The organism is Pseudomonas sp. KH_040 (assembly GCF_057839305.1).
Window position 1 is genome coordinate 5,316,651 of sequence record NZ_CM174487.1, and the last position, 17,903, is coordinate 5,334,553.

Annotated in this window: 20 protein-coding genes; 12 read left to right on the forward strand and 8 right to left on the reverse strand. The window is 57.8% G+C overall.

From position 1 onward, the window contains the following. Positions 1-58: 58 nt before the first annotated feature. Positions 59-535 carry an FxsA family protein gene (locus tag AC3IUF_RS23625; RefSeq protein ID WP_095112323.1) on the reverse strand — a complete coding sequence of 159 codons (477 nt, stop codon included), beginning with the start codon at positions 533-535 and terminating at the stop codon, positions 59-61. Between the two features lie 65 nt (positions 536-600). Continuing rightward, complete coding sequence (locus AC3IUF_RS23630; protein ID WP_489279452.1) at positions 601-1,332, reverse strand: HugZ family pyridoxamine 5'-phosphate oxidase; 732 nt, start codon at positions 1,330-1,332, stop codon at positions 601-603. A gap of 164 nt (positions 1,333-1,496) precedes the next feature. Between AC3IUF_RS23630 and AC3IUF_RS23635 the strand changes: the two genes are divergently transcribed. Continuing rightward, positions 1,497-2,255 carry an SDR family oxidoreductase gene (locus AC3IUF_RS23635; protein ID WP_489279454.1) on the forward strand — a complete coding sequence of 253 codons (759 nt, stop codon included), beginning with the start codon at positions 1,497-1,499 and terminating at the stop codon, positions 2,253-2,255. A gap of 131 nt (positions 2,256-2,386) precedes the next feature. Here AC3IUF_RS23635 and apbC read toward each other — a convergent pair whose 3' ends face one another. Then, positions 2,387-3,481, reverse strand: coding sequence for an iron-sulfur cluster carrier protein ApbC (apbC, locus tag AC3IUF_RS23640; RefSeq protein WP_007916614.1), 1,095 nt, complete (start codon positions 3,479-3,481; stop codon positions 2,387-2,389). A gap of 155 nt (positions 3,482-3,636) precedes the next feature. On the opposite strand from apbC, the gene metG reads away from it, so the two are divergent. The 8 genes from metG to AC3IUF_RS23680 all read left to right on the forward strand — a co-directional run bounded on the left by metG (position 3,637) and on the right by AC3IUF_RS23680 (position 10,633). Then, on the forward strand, positions 3,637-5,688 hold the full coding sequence (gene metG, locus AC3IUF_RS23645; RefSeq protein ID WP_007916615.1) for a methionine--tRNA ligase: 2,052 nt from the start codon (positions 3,637-3,639) through the stop codon (positions 5,686-5,688). A gap of 114 nt (positions 5,689-5,802) precedes the next feature. Continuing rightward, a complete protein-coding gene (locus AC3IUF_RS23650; protein WP_414893165.1) occupies positions 5,803-6,372 on the forward strand; it encodes an electron transport complex protein RnfA in 570 nt (189 codons plus the stop codon). After that, positions 6,369-7,577: an electron transport complex subunit RsxB gene (rsxB, locus tag AC3IUF_RS23655; protein ID WP_489279456.1), complete on the forward strand. Its 1,209-nt coding sequence runs from the start codon at positions 6,369-6,371 to the stop codon at positions 7,575-7,577. The genes AC3IUF_RS23650 and rsxB overlap by 4 nt, the downstream gene beginning before the upstream one ends. After that, on the forward strand, positions 7,564-8,547 hold the full coding sequence (locus AC3IUF_RS23660) for an RnfABCDGE type electron transport complex subunit D (protein WP_489279458.1): 984 nt from the start codon (positions 7,564-7,566) through the stop codon (positions 8,545-8,547). Before rsxB ends, AC3IUF_RS23660 begins: the two co-directional genes overlap by 14 nt. After that, positions 8,544-9,149 (forward strand): RnfABCDGE type electron transport complex subunit G, encoded by a 606-nt coding sequence (locus AC3IUF_RS23665; RefSeq protein ID WP_489279460.1) that lies wholly within the window; start codon positions 8,544-8,546, stop codon positions 9,147-9,149. The genes AC3IUF_RS23660 and AC3IUF_RS23665 overlap by 4 nt, the downstream gene beginning before the upstream one ends. Further along, entirely contained in the window at positions 9,146-9,715 is a 570-nt protein-coding gene (locus tag AC3IUF_RS23670) for an Rnf-Nqr domain containing protein (RefSeq protein ID WP_489279462.1), read from the forward strand. The genes AC3IUF_RS23665 and AC3IUF_RS23670 overlap by 4 nt, the downstream gene beginning before the upstream one ends. Beyond that, the gene (gene nth, locus AC3IUF_RS23675; protein WP_007916652.1) at positions 9,712-10,350 is read left to right on the forward strand and encodes an endonuclease III; all 639 of its coding nucleotides are present in this window, start codon (positions 9,712-9,714) and stop codon (positions 10,348-10,350) included. The genes AC3IUF_RS23670 and nth overlap by 4 nt, the downstream gene beginning before the upstream one ends. 106 nt (positions 10,351-10,456) lie before the next feature. Continuing rightward, the gene (locus tag AC3IUF_RS23680; RefSeq protein WP_007916654.1) at positions 10,457-10,633 is read left to right on the forward strand and encodes a PA3496 family putative envelope integrity protein; all 177 of its coding nucleotides are present in this window, start codon (positions 10,457-10,459) and stop codon (positions 10,631-10,633) included. Between the two features lie 89 nt (positions 10,634-10,722). Here the strand turns inward: AC3IUF_RS23680 and AC3IUF_RS23685 are convergent, their stop codons facing one another. Continuing rightward, entirely contained in the window at positions 10,723-11,349 is a 627-nt protein-coding gene (locus AC3IUF_RS23685) for a response regulator transcription factor (protein WP_007916656.1), read from the reverse strand. Between the two features lie 505 nt (positions 11,350-11,854). On the opposite strand from AC3IUF_RS23685, the gene AC3IUF_RS23690 reads away from it, so the two are divergent. Then, entirely contained in the window at positions 11,855-12,571 is a 717-nt protein-coding gene (locus AC3IUF_RS23690; RefSeq protein ID WP_007916657.1) for a hypothetical protein, read from the forward strand. 132 nt (positions 12,572-12,703) lie between these two features. Here the strand turns inward: AC3IUF_RS23690 and AC3IUF_RS23695 are convergent, their stop codons facing one another. Together AC3IUF_RS23695 and AC3IUF_RS23700 are read right to left on the reverse strand one after the other, a co-directional pair. Further along, positions 12,704-13,921: an argininosuccinate synthase gene (locus AC3IUF_RS23695; RefSeq protein WP_007916658.1), complete on the reverse strand. Its 1,218-nt coding sequence runs from the start codon at positions 13,919-13,921 to the stop codon at positions 12,704-12,706. A gap of 129 nt (positions 13,922-14,050) precedes the next feature. Next, positions 14,051-14,959: a flagellar protein MotY gene (locus tag AC3IUF_RS23700; RefSeq protein ID WP_007916659.1), complete on the reverse strand. Its 909-nt coding sequence runs from the start codon at positions 14,957-14,959 to the stop codon at positions 14,051-14,053. A gap of 160 nt (positions 14,960-15,119) precedes the next feature. On the opposite strand from AC3IUF_RS23700, the gene pyrC reads away from it, so the two are divergent. Both pyrC and rnt read left to right on the forward strand, forming a co-directional pair. After that, positions 15,120-16,166, forward strand: a complete 1,047-nt coding sequence (gene pyrC / locus AC3IUF_RS23705) for a dihydroorotase (protein WP_007916661.1) — start codon at positions 15,120-15,122, stop codon at positions 16,164-16,166. Further along, complete coding sequence (gene rnt, locus AC3IUF_RS23710; protein ID WP_007916667.1) at positions 16,163-16,840, forward strand: ribonuclease T; 678 nt, start codon at positions 16,163-16,165, stop codon at positions 16,838-16,840. The genes pyrC and rnt overlap by 4 nt, the downstream gene beginning before the upstream one ends. Before the next feature lie 58 nt (positions 16,841-16,898). On the opposite strand, the gene AC3IUF_RS23715 is transcribed toward rnt, so the two are convergent. Both AC3IUF_RS23715 and AC3IUF_RS23720 read right to left on the reverse strand, forming a co-directional pair. Further along, complete coding sequence (locus AC3IUF_RS23715; protein ID WP_414917060.1) at positions 16,899-17,312, reverse strand: hypothetical protein; 414 nt, start codon at positions 17,310-17,312, stop codon at positions 16,899-16,901. 3 nt (positions 17,313-17,315) lie between these two features. Beyond that, on the reverse strand, positions 17,316-17,786 hold the full coding sequence (locus AC3IUF_RS23720) for a Panacea domain-containing protein (RefSeq protein WP_007916669.1): 471 nt from the start codon (positions 17,784-17,786) through the stop codon (positions 17,316-17,318). Positions 17,787-17,903: the final 117 nt, after the last annotated feature.

Here is a 17,903-nt window from a genome sequence, read left to right on the forward strand (position 1 = left end):
GCACAAAAGCAGCCCATAAACGAACACGGCACCCGAAGGTGCCGTGTCAATGCAGATGTTACTTGGAGTCGCGATGTTCGAACTCGCCTTCGATCACATCACCCTCGCGGCCCAGTGGCTGACGCGGTGCAGGACCGCCACGGGGTTGCAGGTCGTCGGCGAACGCACGCTGACGCATGGCCTGTTCTTCGGCGCGCTGGCGCATTTTGTTCGCCAGCAGTCGACGGCTGATTGGCAGCAGCATGACCAGACCGACCACGTCGCTGATGAAGCCAGGCAGGATCAACAGGCCACCGGCCAATGCCAGCATCAAACCTTCCAGCATGGTTTGTGCGGGCAGTTCGCCGCGGTTCAGGCTTTCACGGGCACGCAATGCAGTGGCCAGACCGGCGACGCGCAGCACAAACACACCGAACATCGAGCCGAGAATGATCAGCAGCAGGGCCGGGAAAAACCCGATAGCCCCTGCCACTTTGACGAATACGAACAGCTCCAGCACTGGAAACAGCAGAAAGAGCAACAGAAAAGGGCGCATCAAAGTTTCCTCAACGCAAGAAATGCCTTGCAGTAAGCCTTAGATGACGTCGCCCTTTCGTGAATTCAAGCGTCGGCCACAGCATTTTTTGGCCAGACCTCGGCATGAGCCAATGAAACCAGGGCTTCGCGCACTTGTGTCGGCGTATTACAAGGTGCTGGGAACGGCAGCCAGTACAGCGCCTGACCGATGCGCAGGTGCATGCCTTCTGTGTCGATCCCGGCCAGTTGCGCCGGCGCAGTTTTCGGCAGACCGGCGAGGTCGACGTAGTGCGCGATGGCTTTGCCGTGGTCGCTGTTCATGTGCTCGACCATGCTGATCTCGGCCTTGCCGGCGAACGGATTGGCCAGGGTCAGTTGATCGACCCAGTGAATCGCACCAAAACCACCGATGTAGCGATGACGCACCGGGGTCAGCACCCAGAAGTCGAAATCGTGGGCCTTGTGGTAGTTCTGCGAATCGGGGAAATAACGGTAGTAACGCTCGGCGGCCGCTTCGATGGCAGCCGCGTCTTCGAGCTTTTGCGCTTCGGCCAGGTAGGTCAGGCGACCAACGGCTTGCACATCATCGGCCTCGCGCTCGCCGACGAGCATTGAGCATTTCGGGTCTTTTTGCAGGTTGTGGGTGTGCTGGGCAATGCGGCTGATCAGGATCAGCGGCCGGCCCTGCTCGTCCAGGCAGTACGGCACCACGGAGCCAAAAGGAAAACCGGGCATCGATTTGGAGTGGGTCGACAGCACTCCACGGTATTCCTTGAGAAGCAATTCTCGGGCATTCTTCGCCACTTCAACGCTCAATTTATGACTCCTTAAATAGAATCCGTCGAAAAAACGGACGGGCGCACGGGATCAAGTCCCCGTCACGCCAGCGGGCAATTCTCATGTGCAAACCAGCTACGGCCGGTGCAGATCGGGAGTCGCTGAAAACAACAACTACTCAGACCTGCTATCGGGGCATGCGAATGCAACTCAACGACAAAGTAATCATTATCACTGGCGGTTGCCAGGGTTTGGGCCGTTCGATGGCCGAGTATTTCGCCGGCAAAGGCGCGAAGCTCGCCCTGGTCGACCTCAATCAGGAAAAACTCGACGACGCGGTCGCGGCTTGCAAGGCCAAGGGCGTGGAGGCGCGCAGCTATCTGTGCAACGTGGCCGATGAAGAGCAGGTCGAAAACATGGTCGCTCAGGTCGCCGCTGATTTCGGCGCGATCCACGGCCTGATCAACAACGCCGGGATCCTCCGTGATGGCCTGCTGCTCAAGGTCAAGGACGGCGAAATGACCAAGATGAGCCTGGCCCAGTGGCAGGCCGTCATCGACGTCAATCTGACCGGCGTATTCCTCTGCACCCGTGAGGTGGCGGCAAAAATGGTCGAGCTGAAGAACACTGGCGCGATCATCAACATCTCGTCGATTTCTCGAGCAGGCAACGTTGGCCAGACCAACTATTCGGCAGCCAAGGCCGGTGTTGCTGCAGCGACAGTGACCTGGGCCAAAGAGCTGGCGCGTTACGGCATTCGGGTGGCGGGTATCGCGCCGGGCTTCATCGAGACCGAGATGACCCTGGGCATGAAACCGGAAGCGCTGGAGAAGATGACCGCGGGGATCCCGCTCAAGCGCATGGGCAAGCCGGAAGAGATTGCACACTCGGCGGCGTATATCTTCGAGAACGACTACTACACCGGGCGGATTCTGGAGATGGATGGCGGCTTGCGTATCTAACTGCCAACACAAAACAAATGTAGGAGTGAGCCTGCTCGCGATTGCGGTCATTCATTCAACAAATCTGTTGAATGTTATTCCGCTATCGCGAGCAGGCTCACTCCTACAGGGTTATCGGTGTTGCTGATGTATCAATCGTCGCTGATGGTGATGTTCGGCATCGCCGGTGTCGCCGCTTCCTGCAACACAATCCGCGCACCGACGTGGCGGGCGAGTTCCTGATAGACCATGGCAATCTGGCTGTCCGGCTCGGCGATCACCGTTGGCTTGCCGCCGTCGGCCTGTTCACGGATCAGCATCGACAGAGGCAGCGAAGCCAGCAGTTCAACGCCGTACTGGGTCGCCAGTTTTTCACCACCGCCCTCACCGAACAGATGCTCGGCATGCCCGCAGTTCGAGCAAATGTGCACGGCCATGTTTTCCACCACGCCCAGCACCGGAATGTTGACCTTGCGGAACATTTCCACGCCTTTGCGCGCGTCGAGCAAGGCCAGATCCTGTGGTGTGGTAACGATCACCGCGCCGGCCACCGGGACTTTTTGCGCCAAAGTCAGTTGAATGTCGCCGGTGCCTGGCGGCATGTCGATGACCAGATAATCCAGATCGCCCCACGCGGTTTGCGTAACCAGTTGCAGCAGCGCGCCGGAGACCATCGGCCCGCGCCAGACCATCGGCGTGTTGTCGTCGGTCAGAAACGCCATCGACATGACTTCTACACCGTGAGCCTTGAGCGGCACGAACCACTTCTGATCCTTGACCTCCGGGCGGGTGCGCTCGGGGATGCCGAACATGATGCCTTGGCTCGGGCCGTAGATATCGGCGTCGAGAATCCCGACCTTGGCGCCTTCGCGGGCCAGGGCCAGTGCGAGGTTGGCGGCGGTGGTCGACTTGCCCACACCGCCCTTGCCGGAGGCCACGGCGACCACGTTCTTGACGTTGGCCAGCCCCGGAATCTGCGCCTGCGCCTTGTGCGCAGCGATAACTGTATTGATTTCTACTTTCGCGGCCGCGACACCGTCGAGGTTCTCGATGGCCAATTGCAGCATTTGCGCCCATCCGCTTTTGAACAGGCCAGCGGCATAACCGATTTCCAGCTGCACGTTGACGCGATCACCGACGATCTCGATGTGCTTCACGCAACCGGCGCTGACCGGGTCCTGGTTCAGGTAAGGGTCGGTGTATTGGCTGAGGACGGCTTCCACCGCTGCGCGAGTGATGGCGCTCATGGGCAACTCCGATAACAAGACTGGGAAAAGATGGCGGGTATCCTACCCCTTCTATCCTCCGGACGGCATGCCCGGCAACGATTTGCAGGGGTGAAATATCTTGCCCGGCGCTTTATAGTGGCCGACCTCCGTTTCATCAAGTAGCGAAGCCCCACATGTCCGAACCACGCAAGATCCTCGTCACCAGCGCCCTGCCCTACGCCAACGGTTCGATTCACCTTGGCCATATGCTGGAATATATCCAGACCGATATGTGGGTGCGCTTCCAGAAGCATCGCGGCAATCAATGCATTTACGTCTGCGCCGACGACGCCCACGGTTCGGCGATCATGCTGCGCGCGGAAAAGGAAGGCATCACCCCGGAACAACTGATCGCCAACGTGCAGGCTGAACACAGCGCCGACTTTGCCGAGTTCCTGGTTGATTTCGACAACTTCCACTCCACTCACGCCGAAGAAAACCGTGAGTTGTCGAGCCAGATCTACATCAAGCTGCGTGACGCCGGGCACATCGCCCAGCGCTCGATCACCCAGTACTTCGACCCGGAAAAGAAAATGTTCCTGGCCGACCGCTTCATCAAGGGCACCTGTCCGAAATGCGGTACCGAAGACCAGTACGGCGATAACTGCGAAAAATGCGGTGCGACCTACGCCCCGACCGATCTGAAGGATCCGAAGTCGGCCATCTCCGGCGCCACCCCGGTGCTCAAGGATTCCCAGCACTTCTTCTTCAAACTGCCAGACTTCCAGGAAATGCTGCAAACCTGGACCCGCAGCGGCACCTTGCAAGACGCCGTCGCCAACAAGATCGCTGAATGGCTGGACGCCGGCCTGCAACAGTGGGACATCTCCCGCGATGCGCCGTATTTCGGTTTCGAGATCCCGGGCGAGCCGGGCAAATATTTCTACGTGTGGCTGGACGCCCCGATCGGCTACATGGCCAGCTTCAAGAACCTTTGCGACCGTACGCCGGAGCTGGACTTCGATGCGTTCTGGGCCAAGGATTCCACCGCCGAGCTGTACCACTTCATCGGCAAGGACATCGTCAATTTCCACGCGCTGTTCTGGCCAGCGATGCTCGAAGGCGCGGGCTACCGCAAGCCGACCGGCATCAATGTGCACGGCTATCTGACCGTCAACGGCCAGAAGATGTCCAAGTCGCGCGGCACCTTCATCAAGGCGCGTACGTACCTGGATCACCTGTCGCCGGAATACCTGCGCTATTACTACGCGGCCAAACTGGGCCGTGGCGTCGATGACCTCGACTTGAACCTCGAAGATTTCGTGCAGAAGGTCAACTCCGACCTGGTCGGCAAAGTGGTCAACATCGCCAGCCGTTGCGCCGGTTTCATCCAGAAAGGCAACGCCGGCCTGCTGGTCGGCACCAATGCCGCGCCAGAGCTGACCGAGGCTTTCCTCGCTGCTGCGCCAAGCATTGCCGACGCCTACGAGGCCCGCGACTTCGCCCGTGCCATGCGTGAAACCATGGCTCTGGCCGACCGCGCCAACGCCTGGATCGCCGACAAGGCGCCGTGGTCGTTGAACAAACAGGAAGGCAAACAGGATGAAGTCCAGGCGATCTGCGCCACCGCCATCAACCTGTTCCGCCAACTGGTGATCTTCCTCAAACCGGTGCTGCCGCTGTTGGCCGCCGATGCCGAGGCGTTCCTCAACGTCGCCCCGCTGACCTGGAACGACCACACCACGCTGCTGGCCAACCACCAGTTGAACGAATTCAAACCGTTGATGACCCGCATCGACCCGGTAAAAGTACAAGCCATGAGCGACGCCTCGAAAGAAGACCTCACCGCCAGCCAGACCGACACCGGTGCCGCGGCCCCAGCGGGCAATGGCGAACTGGCCAAGGACCCGCTGTCGCCGGAAATCGACTTCGATGCTTTTGCTGCCATCGACCTGCGCGTCGCGCTGATCGTCAAAGCCGAACACGTCGAAGGTGCTGACAAGCTGCTGCGCCTGACGCTGGACATCGGTGACGAGCAGCGCAACGTGTTCTCCGGGATCAAGAGCGCTTATCCGGATCCGTCCAAACTCGACGGTCGCCTGACCATGATGATCGCCAACCTCAAGCCACGGAAAATGAAGTTCGGTATCTCCGAAGGCATGGTGATGGCGGCCGGCCCTGGCGGTGAAGAGATTTACCTGCTGAGCCCGGACAGCGGCGCCAAGCCAGGTCAGCGCATCAAGTAACAGTTGGCGGTCAATTGATCCCACAGGCGTGCCCGGCATGCCTGTGGGATTTTTCATATCTGGCCGGATAATGCCTAACCTTTAGAGACACCCGCCCGTTTCGCTGGCAGAACCATGACCGAACTTGTGCTTACGCTCATCAGTGCTGCACTGCTCAACAACTTCGTGTTGCACTGGCCGCTGGGCGTCGATCCGCTGTTGGCGGGCAGTCGTCGTCAGGTGCATGCGTTGGGGCTGGCGACGTTGTGTCTGATGTTGATCACAGGCGTAGTGGGTTACGCGATCTGGCATTGGCTGCTGGTGCCGCTGCAACTTGAGTTCCTGCGCCTGTTCGTGTTTCTGCCGCTGAGCGTATTGCTGATCACGCCGCTGTTAAAGCTGCTGGCGCGCTGGCTGCCAAAGTTGCCTTTTGACGGGTTATGGCCGCTGTTGCTGGGCAATGCCGGTGTACTGGGGCTGGCGCTGATCAACGCGCAAAACGATCGCGGTCTGCTGCAGACGACAGCGCTGAGCCTCGGTGCCGGACTGGGTTTCTGGCTGGTGCTGAGCCTGTTTCAGGATTTGCGTGAACGCACGACCGACAACGATATTCCCCTGCCCTTTCGCGGCTTGCCGATCGATCTGATCAGCGCCGGATTGATCGCAGTGATTTTTCTCGGATTCAGTGGACTGATCAAAACATGAGTCTGATTCAACGCATCGATGCCCTTCTGCCGCAGACTCAATGCGGCAAGTGCGGCCATCCCGGATGCAAGCCCTATGCACAAGGTATCGCCGAGGGCGAGCCGATCAACAAGTGCCCGCCGGGCGGTGACGAAACCATCGCCGCGCTGGCTGAACTGTTGAAAGTACCGGTGCTGGAACTGGACATCAGTCGCGGTTCGGCGCCGCCGCAAGTGGCGTTCATCCGTGAGGCCGAATGCATTGGCTGCACCAAGTGCATTCAGGCCTGCCCGATCGACGCGATTGTCGGCGCGGCGAAACTGATGCACACGGTGATCATTGACGAGTGCACCGGTTGCGATCTGTGTGTCGCACCATGCCCGGTCGATTGCATCGAAATGCACCCGCTGCCGCTCGGCACATTGCCGGTCGTGGGCGGTCTGGCCTTCAGTCTTGAAGAACAGCGCGCGCGCGCGGCCAAACGCGATCACGCGCGTCAACGCTTCGAGCGCCGAAACCAGCGCTTGCAACGCGAAGAACAACAGAAGCAGGCTGAGCGTGAAGCGCGGGCGAAACGGACGGTGCAACCTGAAGTGGCCGCAACCGATCCGGTACAGGCGGCACTGGAACGGGTGCGTGCGCAGAAAGCGGCGACCGCCGATGCGGCGCTGAAGAAAGCCAAGATCGATGTGGCGATGAGCCGTGCGCAATTGCACAAATCGTTGAAAGCCTTCGGCCATCCGCCGACATTTGAGCAGCAGACGCAACTGATCGTGTTGCAGCAGCAGTTCGAAGCAGCCGAACAGGCTCTGGCGAAACTTGAAAGCAACCCGGCGCCAGCGCCCATCGTGCCTGCCCCCGCCAAAGACGCCGATCTGAAACGGGCCAAGATCCAGTTGGCCATGCGTCGTGCTGAACTGAAAGAAGCCCAGACCGCCGAAGCGGCGCCCGAGCAGATCGCCGCGCTTGAGCAGGCATTGCGCGACGCCGAACAGGCCCTGCACGCCGCCGAAGCCACAAGCGATCAGCCGTTGCCTGACTTGGTGCGCGTCGAAAAACGTCCGATCGACAGCCAGCTTCGTCAGTTGAAAACCGAATTGGCCTACGCCCGTGCGGACCTCAACAAACTCGAACGACGCGCCGACACGCCCACCGAAATCCTCGACAAGGCCCGCGTCCGCCTGCAAATCGCCGAGCGCCAGGTACAAGATCATGTCGCCCCTTGAGACACCGGACAATCGCCTGCAACAGGCGATGAAGCTGGTGCTGCTGGCCGCCTTGCCGGGGTTGCTGGCGCTGTTCTGGTGGTACGGCTGGGGCGTGCTGATCAATCTGCTGCTGGCGATCGTCGCCGCGCTGATGGTCGAGGCCGGCGTCGCACGTCTGCGTCAACAGCCCATCCAGCCAGCGTTGAGCGACGGCAGTGCGTTGGTCAGCGCAACATTGCTGGCGGCCGCCCTGCCACCTTATTGCCCCTGGTGGCTGACGGTGATGGCGGTTGCTTCGGGACTGCTGTTCGGCAAGCACATTTACGGCGGCGTCGGTAGAAATCCGTTCAATCCGGCGATGCTCGGGTTTGCCCTGATCATGGTGATGTTCCCGCAACCGATGACCCACTGGCCGGCCCATGGCCTGGATCTGACGGCAACGTTTCAACAGGTATTCGGCGCAGGTCAGGCGCCGGACGCTTGGGCGCAGGCCACGGTGCTGGACAGCCTGCGCACCAACAATAGCCTGACCATGGACGAATTGTTCACCAGTAATCCGGCCTTCGGTCGCTTTGGCGGACACGGTGGGGAATGGGTGAATCTGGCGTTTCTCGCCGGCGGGTTGTTTTTGCTGCAGCGCCGGGTCTTCGGTTGGCATGCACCAGCAGGCATGCTCGGCAGTCTGTTTGTTGTCAGCCTGCTGTTCTGGAATGGCTCCGGGTCAGACTCTCAGGGTTCGCCGCTGCTCCACCTGCTCAGTGGCGCGACCATGCTGGGCGCGTTTTTCATCATCACTGAACCGGTCTCCGGCGCTAAAACCACGCTCGCCCGCCTGCTGTTCGGTGTCGGCGTCGGACTGCTGACTTATGCGATTCGCACCTGGGGGGGTTACCCGGATGGCGTGGCGTTTGCGGTGCTGCTGATGAACCTGTGCGTGCCAGCGCTGGAGCGGTTTGCCGCGAGTCGTCAGTCACAGGTGAGCACATGAACCGCGCGGTCAGCGCACTGACGTTATTGTTGTTGGCGGTGGTCGGCATTGGCGCGACGTACCTGCTGCAACGCAGCAGTGCACCGCAAATCGCTGCAGAGCAGCGCTGGGCCGACAGTCGTAAACTGCTCGACGTGCTTCCCGCTGACAGCTACGACAACCAACCGCTGGACCAGCCGATTACACTGACCGATACAGGTCTGAGCCATAGCACGCTCGCGGCTGGTTATCGTGCAACCAAGCATGGTCAAACCGTTGCAGTGTTGCTGCGTAACCAGACCGAGGGCTACGCCGGGGCCATTGAATTGCTGATTGCGATCGATGCCAACGGCAAGTTGCTCGGCGTGAAACCCCTCAAGCAAAACGAAACCCCGGCACTCGGCGGGCCGATTGGCGACTGGCCGAACCGCTGGCTTCAGGTTTTCACCGGTAAATCACGCGGTGAACCGAATGACACTGGCTGGGCACTGAAAAAAGATCAGGGGCAATTCGATCAAATGGCCGGGGCAACCATTACTTCGCGCGCGGCCATCAACGCGATCCACGATGCGTTGCGTTACTTTGACGAGCATCGAACGGCATTATTGGGGAGCGGAGCATGAACCTGTCCAACTCACTGATGCTGGTGCTATTGCTGGGCACCACCGTTTCTCTGGCCGGCGCATTGGGGACGATCTTGATGTTTGTCCTTGTGGTGGGCATTTATGCGTTGGGCATGTCACCGTTGCGCCCGCGCATGACAGAGGCCAGTGCCTTGCTGGCCTCTGTCATGCTTGCTGCAACGTTAAGCAGTTGTGCAGATCTTCTGGCGCAACGCTGGTTTTTGGCGTGGCATCAGTCGTTCGGTCTCTATGGCGGATTGATCGCCTTGCAGTGCGTGGTGCTGGAGCACCACGGTTTCTTCGACCGACCGCTGGCCCAGCGCTTCAAACTTTGCGCATTGTTTGGCAGTTTGATGCTGGGGCTCGCGGCGCTGCGTGAACTCATCGGTCAGGGCAGCCTTGGCCGGGGGCTGTTCGAGCATGACTCCGGTCTTGTTTTATTCGGCGCTGGGCTGCATCTGACAACGCTGTTGCCCGGCGCCTTTATTGTATTGGGTCTGCTGCTCGCGGCCCGTCAGGCGTGGAATCGCCCGAACTCGATATCCAAGGAAACGCATCGCCCATGAATGCAGCAAAACGTCTGGAGATTTTCCGCCGCCTGCACGAAGACAATCCGGAGCCAAAGACCGAACTGGCCTACTCCTCGCCGTTCGAGCTGTTGATCGCGGTGATTCTTTCGGCGCAGTCAACTGACGTCGGCGTCAACAAAGCCACGGCGAAGCTGTTTCCGGTGGCCAATACGCCGGCGGCGATCCATGCTTTAGGGGTCGAAGGTCTATCGGAATACATTAAAACGATCGGTCTCTACAACAGCAAGGCCAAGAACGTCATCGAAACCTGCCGCCTGCTGGTCGAACGCCATGGCAGTGTGGTTCCACAAACTCGTGAAGAGCTCGAAGCCTTGCCGGGAGTAGGCCGCAAGACCGCCAACGTCGTACTCAACACAGCGTTCCGCCAACTGACCATGGCCGTCGACACCCACATCTTTCGCGTCAGCAACCGCACCGGCATTGCACCGGGCAAAAATGTGGTCGAAGTGGAAAACAAGCTGATGAAGTTTGTACCCAAGGAATTCCTGCTCGACTCTCATCACTGGCTGATTCTTCACGGTCGCTACGTGTGTCTGGCCCGCAAGCCACGGTGTGGGAGTTGCCGGATCGAAGACTTGTGCGAGTACAAAGACAAAACTTCTGACGATTGACCGGCTATTGGAATAATTGATAAGTCGATTGAAAAAATCTTTTTTACCCGCTGCAGGAATGTCGATATAAGGGGCGCCAAAGGCATTCTTAGCCGGGAGTTAGCTTATGAGTAGCGACAAAGAGCCACTGGATGTAGATGACGATATCGCTGCAGAAACTGATGACGCCGAACCTGTGGTCGAAGTCGCCAAGACCAATCTCAGCAAGCGCCGTACGATCGACAACCTGCTTGAGGAGCGCCGACTGCAAAAGCAATTGGCCGATTACGATTTTGATGACTGATACTTGAAAGCCTCCCGAACCGGAGGCTTTTCTCTTTGTGCGGCTAGCTGAGCTTGATCGGCCCATGACCCTGTCAGCCATCGATGGATTCAGACCAGACCATTACGCTGCGCCAATTCGATCAGATCAACCAGAGAACGCGCATTGAGCTTCAACAACAAGCGCGTCTTGTAGGTGCTCACGGTTTTGTTGCTCAAAAACATGCCATCGGCAATTTCCTTGTTGGTTTTGCCCCGCGCCAACTGCTGCAGCACCATCATCTCCCGACCGGACAGACGATCCACCATATCGGCTTCACTTGCATTGCCCAGACTGGTACGCACGGTATGCAGAGCCTGATTGGGAAAATAACTGTAGCCGGACAATACGGCCTTGATTGCGCTGAGTAACTCGGTCAAGTCCTGCTGTTTGCACACATAGCCGGCCGCACCCGATTGCATGCAGCGCATGGAAAAGTGCCCGGGAGCCTGGGAAGTCAGAACCAGTACTTTAATAGGCATGGCCGTTGAGGTCAGGCGTGCGATAACTTCCAGACCATCAAGTTTTGGTATTCCAATGTCCAGAATGACAATATCCGGCATTTGTTCTCTAGCAAGTTGTAACGCGTCCACACCGTTATCAGTTTCTGCGATGACTTCGTAGCCATGACGCTCCATCAGCATACGTACCGCAAGACGAATGACAGGGTGATCATCCACGATCAGCACTTTATTCATGGGCAAGTCCAGTTTCGCTGTTCGAATTTTTAGAACACGCACAATAGCCCAGTCACTTGCTCTATGGCATGCCAGTGTTAACACGCACTTGCATCGAGAGACATGCCCTACATCCATCGCGGATTAATCCTACAAAAAACCTCTACCCCTCTAAACATCCGACGCCGCATCTGCTTTTGCCGGAGGAAAAATTTCTCTTTCAACCTGTTACGGACTACGACTACCGGTAAAAAACACACGCCTCGTCGCTGCAGTTCATTGTGCCTGAACGGCATTGGCGCCGGGGCATATGCGCGCGACTGAAAAATATCGGGATATTGGAAACACCTGGCAACAGCGGTCGCATCGGCATTATAACGTCGAGAAAAACATAAACACCTGAAACAAGATATTTATACCAAGCCCTATAATTTTGCTATAAAAATAAACACTGAAACACCACTAACTACATCCAGACAATACGAACTTATTAACCATGAGCAAGACCAGACCAAAGAGTACAAACATGCTAAAAATCAAAAAGAAGATTAGCAATCCAATGACCGTCATTGCCATATTTGCGGCCATCTCTGAAACATCAGCCGCCGTGTCTCTGCCTTTCCTTGACAACGAGGACAGGGAAATTTATGTGTGGTTCTTGATCAGCTTTCCATTTTACTTGTTATTTCTTTTCTTTATCACTTTGAACTTCAACTACCGCTCCCTCTATTCACCTTCCGATTTCGGTAAAGACAAGAACTTCCTGAAAGTAATCGATATCAGTGACCGCGAGAACAAACGAAACACCTCGATGCAAGAACCTGTCACACCAGGTACATTCGGATTCTCCAGTTGTATCGTGCCGAGCGAATCGGGCACTGTCGAATGCAAAGACTCGTGCAAAGTACACAACGCACCTGACCCGCCTGCGGACATCAACGCAAAACCGAGCCTGATTGTTCAGCACAACATTCAGTTGCCCGCGTCGATCAGCAATCTCCATCTCATAGACGCCAGGGATGTCGATGCATCGAGAGAGTTAGCCACGATAGTGGAAAATATCCGCAACCTGGACAGGAAAACTGCCCGTGTGGTCGTCTTTCTTTCCAATCATGTGTCCGATGTTTTACTGACGCAAAATGCACTGCTGCAAATCAGGCACATAAAAAAAGGCTCTGGCAACACGCTGTGTATTGTTTATAACCTTTGCTCACAAGCGGTGACACTACTGGGGCGAGCATGAAGGCAGAGTCGTTGCCACACGTGCGAAAACCTGAACATGACCCGAACAGAAACCGCCAAAGAATCAAGCAAAAAGGGCGGCCTTGTCTCGATGACAAGGCCGCCCTTTTCATTGCACGTCAGTCTGCAACGCTTAGAACAGCTTGCGGCCCTTGTTGGCAGCAATGCGCATGCGCAGCGCGTTGAGCTTGATGAAGCCCGCAGCGTCAGCCTGATTGTAAGCACCGCCATCTTCTTCGAAGGTCGCGATGTTGGAATCGAACAGCGAATCGTCGGACTTGCGGCCAGTGACGATCACGTTGCCTTTGTACAACTTCAGGCGCACAACGCCGTTCACGTTGACCTGCGAAGCGTCGATCATCTGCTGCAGCATCAGACGCTCTGGGCTCCACCAGTAACCGGTGTAGATCAGGCTGGCGTATTTCGGCATCAGCTCGTCTTTGAGGTGAGCGACTTCGCGGTCCAGGGTGATCGATTCGATGGCGCGGTGAGCGCGCAGCATGATGGTGCCGCCCGGGGTTTCGTAGCAACCACGGGACTTCATGCCGACGTAACGGTTCTCGACGATGTCGAGACGGCCGATACCGTGGGCACCACCGATTTTGTTCAGTGTCGCCAGCACGGTGGCCGGAGTCATTTCGACGCCGTCCAGTGCAACGATGTCGCCGTTGCGGTAGGTCAGTTCCAGGTATTGCGCTTTGTCAGGAGCGTTCTCCGGGGAGACGGTCCATTTCCACATGTCTTCTTCGTGCTCGGTCCAGGTGTCTTCCAGCACGCCGCCTTCATAGGAGATGTGCAGCAGGTTGGCGTCCATCGAGTACGGAGACTTCTTCTTGCCGTGACGCTCGATCGGGATCGCGTGCTTCTCGGCGTAGTCCATCAGCTTCTCGCGGGACAGCAGGTCCCACTCACGCCAAGGGGCAATCACTTTAACGCCAGGCTTGAGTGCGTAGGCACCCAGTTCGAAACGCACCTGGTCGTTGCCTTTACCGGTAGCGCCATGGGAAATGGCGTCAGCGCCGGTTTCGTTGGCGATTTCGATCAGACGCTTGGCGATCAGCGGACGTGCGATGGAAGTACCCAGCAGGTACTCGCCTTCGTAAACGGTGTTGGCGCGGAACATCGGGAACACGAAATCACGCACGAATTCTTCGCGCAGATCGTCGATGTAGATTTCTTTGACGCCCATGGCCTGAGCCTTGGCGCGGGCCGGCTCGACCTCTTCGCCTTGACCGAGATCAGCGGTGAAGGTCACCACTTCACAGTTATAAGTATCCTGCAGCCACTTGAGGATCACCGAAGTGTCCAGGCCGCCGGAATACGCCAGAACGACCTTGTTTACGTCCGCCATGCCATCACTCCACGGGGTTCTACGGAAAGCCGAGGAGTCTACCGCTCAAACGCGATAATTTACAGAGGCGCGACAGCTTAAGACGACAAAGCGACAGAATCTGTCGACAGCGCGACGATGACCGGCGGGTCAGGAAGTCGCTGCAGTGCTGGCTGGGGTGCTCGCCTGAGGCGCTGGAGCGGTGGTTGGCGCCACGCGTGCAAGCTTCACCGCAACCCGACGGTTCTTCGCCCGGTTGGCCGCATTGGTGTTCGGAACCAATGGGTATTGTTCACCATGGAAACGTACTGTGATCTGCGATTCGGCGATGCCATTGGCCTTGAAGAAGTCGACCACTGCCAGCGCTCGGCGGCGCGACAGTTCACGGTTGGTCAGACGATTACCGCTGTTGTCGGAATGGCCATCGAGTTCGATGTGATTGACCGTCGGATCGGCCTTCATGAATTCGAGCATCACTTGCAGCTTGGCCTTGGCGGCGGCGTCCAGATCAACGCCTTCGCCGGGGAAGCCGATCTGCGATTGCTTGATCTGGTCGAAATTCTGCGGCAGCAATTTCGCTACACAGGTCTGATAGTCGTTAAACGCCTTGCTGAATTTCACCGGCAATAAACGCACTTCCGAGACACGGCCATCGCCAGACGCGCGACGCACGACCGGGCTCCGTCCGTCCAGCAGGCCGCTGATCAAACCGCCGGCCTGCGACTGCGAACTGCTGAACAGCACGTTGCCACTGCCAAGCCTCACAGAGCCGAGATTGATGTCACCACGACCCGGCTGCCAAGGCGCAGCCGCCGCCAGCAACGTCGCCGAACCGCCGCCAAGCATGGCGTTGTAGGCATTCAGACGAAATATCGCCTGCTCGCCGGCCTTGCGCACGAACTCACCCGAACCGAAATCGGTGATCGGCTGGGTCAGACGACATTCGAACTTGTCGCCGGCGACCGTCCACTCAATGTTCTCCAGACGGGTCTGGTACGTGAGCGCCATCGCGGGAAAGCTGGCAAACACACTGAGCAAGGCTAAATAACGCTGGCGCACGGGAGGCTCCATTGGCTTCTGAAACACAAAGACCGATTCACACTATGTTTACGGCATACCTACGGGATATCGGAAGGTTCCCGCAAAACTTGATAGCGAGTGCCTGCAAGAGTCTTTTCCGGTAGCATTCGCCTCAGTTTGACCCGCCTGGAATCCCCTCATGTCCGACCGCCTGACCCTGCTGCGTCCCGACGACTGGCACATTCATCTTCGCGATGGTGCCGTGTTGACCAATACCGTTGCCGATGTTGCGCGCACTTTTGGCCGCGCGATCATCATGCCCAACCTGGTACCTCCGGTGCGCAACGCCGCTGAAGCCGACGGCTATCGCCAGCGGATTCTCGCTGCCCGCCCGGCCGGCAGTCGCTTTGAGCCGCTGATGGTGCTGTACCTCACCGACCGCACCCAGCCCGAAGAAATTCGTGAAGCCAAGGCCAGTGGTTTTGTCTACGCCGCCAAGCTGTACCCGGCCGGCGCAACCACCAATTCCGACTCCGGCGTGACCAGCATCGACAAGATTCTGCCGGCGATCGAGGCCATGGCCGAAGTTGGCATGCCGCTGCTGATCCACGGTGAAGTCACCCGTGGCGACGTCGATGTGTTCGACCGCGAAAAGATTTTCATCGATGAGCACATGCGCCGCGTGGTCGAGCGTTTTCCGACGCTGAAAGTGGTGTTCGAACACATCACCACCGGCGATGCCGTGCAGTTCGTCAACGAGGCTTCGGCCAACGTTGGCGCGACTATCACTGCGCATCACCTGCTGTACAACCGCAACCACATGCTGGTGGGCGGGATTCGGCCGCACTTCTATTGCTTGCCGATCCTCAAGCGCAACACGCATCAGGAAGCCTTGCTCGATGCCGCCACCAGCGGCAGCGCGAAGTTCTTCCTCGGTACCGACTCGGCGCCGCACGCGCAGCACGCCAAGGAAGCCGCTTGCGGCTGCGCCGGCTGCTACACCGCGTACGCCGCCATCGAGATGTACGCCGAAGCCTTTGAACAGCGTAACGCGCTGGACAAGCTCGAGGCCTTCGCCAGCCTCAACGGTCCGCGTTTCTACGGCCTGCCGGCAAACACCGATCGCATCACCCTGGTCCGTGAAGAATGGACCGCCCCGACCAGCCTGCCATTCGGCGAGCTGACCGTTATCCCGCTGCGCGCCGGTGAAAAACTGCGCTGGCGCCTGCTGGAGGAACACGCGTGAGTGAAGACCATTTCGACGACGAACTGGACGGTCAAAGTGGCGGTGGCGGTTCCCGTCACCCGATGGCAGCACGCTTTCGCGGCTACCTGCCGGTTGTCGTCGACGTAGAAACCGGCGGCTTCAACTCGGCCACCGATGCGTTGCTGGAGATTGCCGCGACCACCATCGCCATGGATGAAAAGGGTTTTGTTTACCCGGATCACACTTACTTCTTCCGCGTTGAGCCGTTCGAAGGCGCCAACATCGAAGCAGCGGCGCTGGAGTTCACCGGAATCAAGCTCGATCACCCACTGCGCATGGCCGTCAGCGAAGAAACCGCGTTGACCGACATCTTCCGTGGCATTCGCAAAGCGTTGAAGGCCAATGGCTGCAAGCGCGCGATTCTGGTCGGCCACAACAGCAGCTTCGACCTTGGCTTCCTCAACGCGGCCGTTGCGCGGCTGGACATGAAGCGCAACCCGTTCCACCCGTTCTCCAGCTTCGACACCGCGACGCTGGCCGGTCTGGCATACGGTCAAACCGTACTGGCGAAAGCCTGTCAGGCTGCCGACATCGATTTCGACGGCCGTGAGGCGCACTCAGCGCGTTACGACACCGAGAAAACCGCTGAGCTGTTCTGCGGCATCGTCAACCGCTGGAAACAGATGGGCGGCTGGGAAGATTTCGACGACTGATCCTCGTTGAGTAAATCCCTCGCATAAAAAAAACCGGCCACTTGGGCCGGTTTTTTTGTTAATGCTTATAGAGCTTAAATTCTCGATCAATCCACACGACGTAAAACACCCGATGGTTCTTGTAACCCACCATCGCTACACGCTCGAAAGCCCGAAACACCAACAACCTGACATCACCTGTTAAAAAAGCAGGTATTCCCACTTTCAGGCTGTTTCTCGCAATTGTTTCACATCCATACCGATGCCTATGCTCCTTGCGCAATTCTCTCCAAGGCATCTTTCCCAGGATCCTGAGACGCTCAAGCATTTTCGACCGTTCGACGGCCTCACAATCCTGAATGCACCAGCCATTCTGCAAATACTCAAATGAGAAAACCGGAGGTCGGGCTTCCGATGAGTCCATTTCGATTGTGGACGTCCGTGCCGTTACTATCACCGCCGCATCGCGTTCCCTGCGTTTGAACTTGGCCATTTTTCAGTTCACCAAATGCTCCCGGAAATACTCCTGCATCTCGCAGGCGGGAATTTCTCGGCTGAACTCCCCTTCCTTGAAGTTTCTACGCCATGGAGCCTCTTCATGCGTCAACTGACGCAGTTTCCACGCCGAGAATTGGCCATAAACGTCGAACACTTCGTTGAGCAGAGTTTGTTGTTTGGTACTGAAAACATCGGGATTGAAATCACTTGGAGGAGGAATGGCACTCGATCCAAATTGGCTGAATCTTCGATACAGATCCGGAACCACTGGCCCGTGCATCCACGCTTCCAGCTTCTCAGGGAAGAGAGCCTCGCCATGGACTGCCAGACTGAACCCTTGCGCGTAATAAACCATTTTTTGAATCTTGAGATTGGAGATCTCGCCCTCATGCCCTTCCAGGCAGAGGAAATAATCCGCAACGTCCAAGCTACTCGGCATTTGAATCCCCTTCTGCATCATGCAATCCATTGCACCGTCCTTACTGAAGTGAGGCGCGATTCAGGCCAGGGTAATCGCCCTCTTCACCCGTTATCGCTCGACCATCACCCTATCCAACCACTGTTCAGTCATCCAGTATTTTTTCCC

Excerpts from the sequence above, each read along its gene's own strand:
- AC3IUF_RS23625 (WP_095112323.1), bottom strand. The coding sequence starts at position 535 with ATGCGCCCTTTTCTGTTGCTCTTTCTGCTGTTTCCAGTGCTGGAGCTG.
- AC3IUF_RS23635 (WP_489279454.1), top strand. The coding sequence starts at position 1,497 with ATGCAACTCAACGACAAAGTAATCATTATCACTGGCGGTTGCCAGGGT.
- apbC (WP_007916614.1), bottom strand. The coding sequence starts at position 3,481 with ATGAGCGCCATCACTCGCGCAGCGGTGGAAGCCGTCCTCAGCCAATAC.
- metG (WP_007916615.1), top strand. The coding sequence starts at position 3,637 with ATGTCCGAACCACGCAAGATCCTCGTCACCAGCGCCCTGCCCTACGCC.
- AC3IUF_RS23650 (WP_414893165.1), top strand. The coding sequence starts at position 5,803 with ATGACCGAACTTGTGCTTACGCTCATCAGTGCTGCACTGCTCAACAAC.
- rsxB (WP_489279456.1), top strand. The coding sequence starts at position 6,369 with ATGAGTCTGATTCAACGCATCGATGCCCTTCTGCCGCAGACTCAATGC.
- AC3IUF_RS23660 (WP_489279458.1), top strand. The coding sequence starts at position 7,564 with ATGTCGCCCCTTGAGACACCGGACAATCGCCTGCAACAGGCGATGAAG.
- AC3IUF_RS23665 (WP_489279460.1), top strand. The coding sequence starts at position 8,544 with ATGAACCGCGCGGTCAGCGCACTGACGTTATTGTTGTTGGCGGTGGTC.
- AC3IUF_RS23670 (WP_489279462.1), top strand. The coding sequence starts at position 9,146 with ATGAACCTGTCCAACTCACTGATGCTGGTGCTATTGCTGGGCACCACC.
- nth (WP_007916652.1), top strand. The coding sequence starts at position 9,712 with ATGAATGCAGCAAAACGTCTGGAGATTTTCCGCCGCCTGCACGAAGAC.
- AC3IUF_RS23680 (WP_007916654.1), top strand. The coding sequence starts at position 10,457 with ATGAGTAGCGACAAAGAGCCACTGGATGTAGATGACGATATCGCTGCA.
- AC3IUF_RS23685 (WP_007916656.1), bottom strand. The coding sequence starts at position 11,349 with ATGAATAAAGTGCTGATCGTGGATGATCACCCTGTCATTCGTCTTGCG.
- AC3IUF_RS23690 (WP_007916657.1), top strand. The coding sequence starts at position 11,855 with ATGCTAAAAATCAAAAAGAAGATTAGCAATCCAATGACCGTCATTGCC.
- AC3IUF_RS23695 (WP_007916658.1), bottom strand. The coding sequence starts at position 13,921 with ATGGCGGACGTAAACAAGGTCGTTCTGGCGTATTCCGGCGGCCTGGAC.
- pyrC (WP_007916661.1), top strand. The coding sequence starts at position 15,120 with ATGTCCGACCGCCTGACCCTGCTGCGTCCCGACGACTGGCACATTCAT.
- AC3IUF_RS23715 (WP_414917060.1), bottom strand. The coding sequence starts at position 17,312 with ATGGCCAAGTTCAAACGCAGGGAACGCGATGCGGCGGTGATAGTAACG.
- AC3IUF_RS23720 (WP_007916669.1), bottom strand. The coding sequence starts at position 17,786 with ATGGATTGCATGATGCAGAAGGGGATTCAAATGCCGAGTAGCTTGGAC.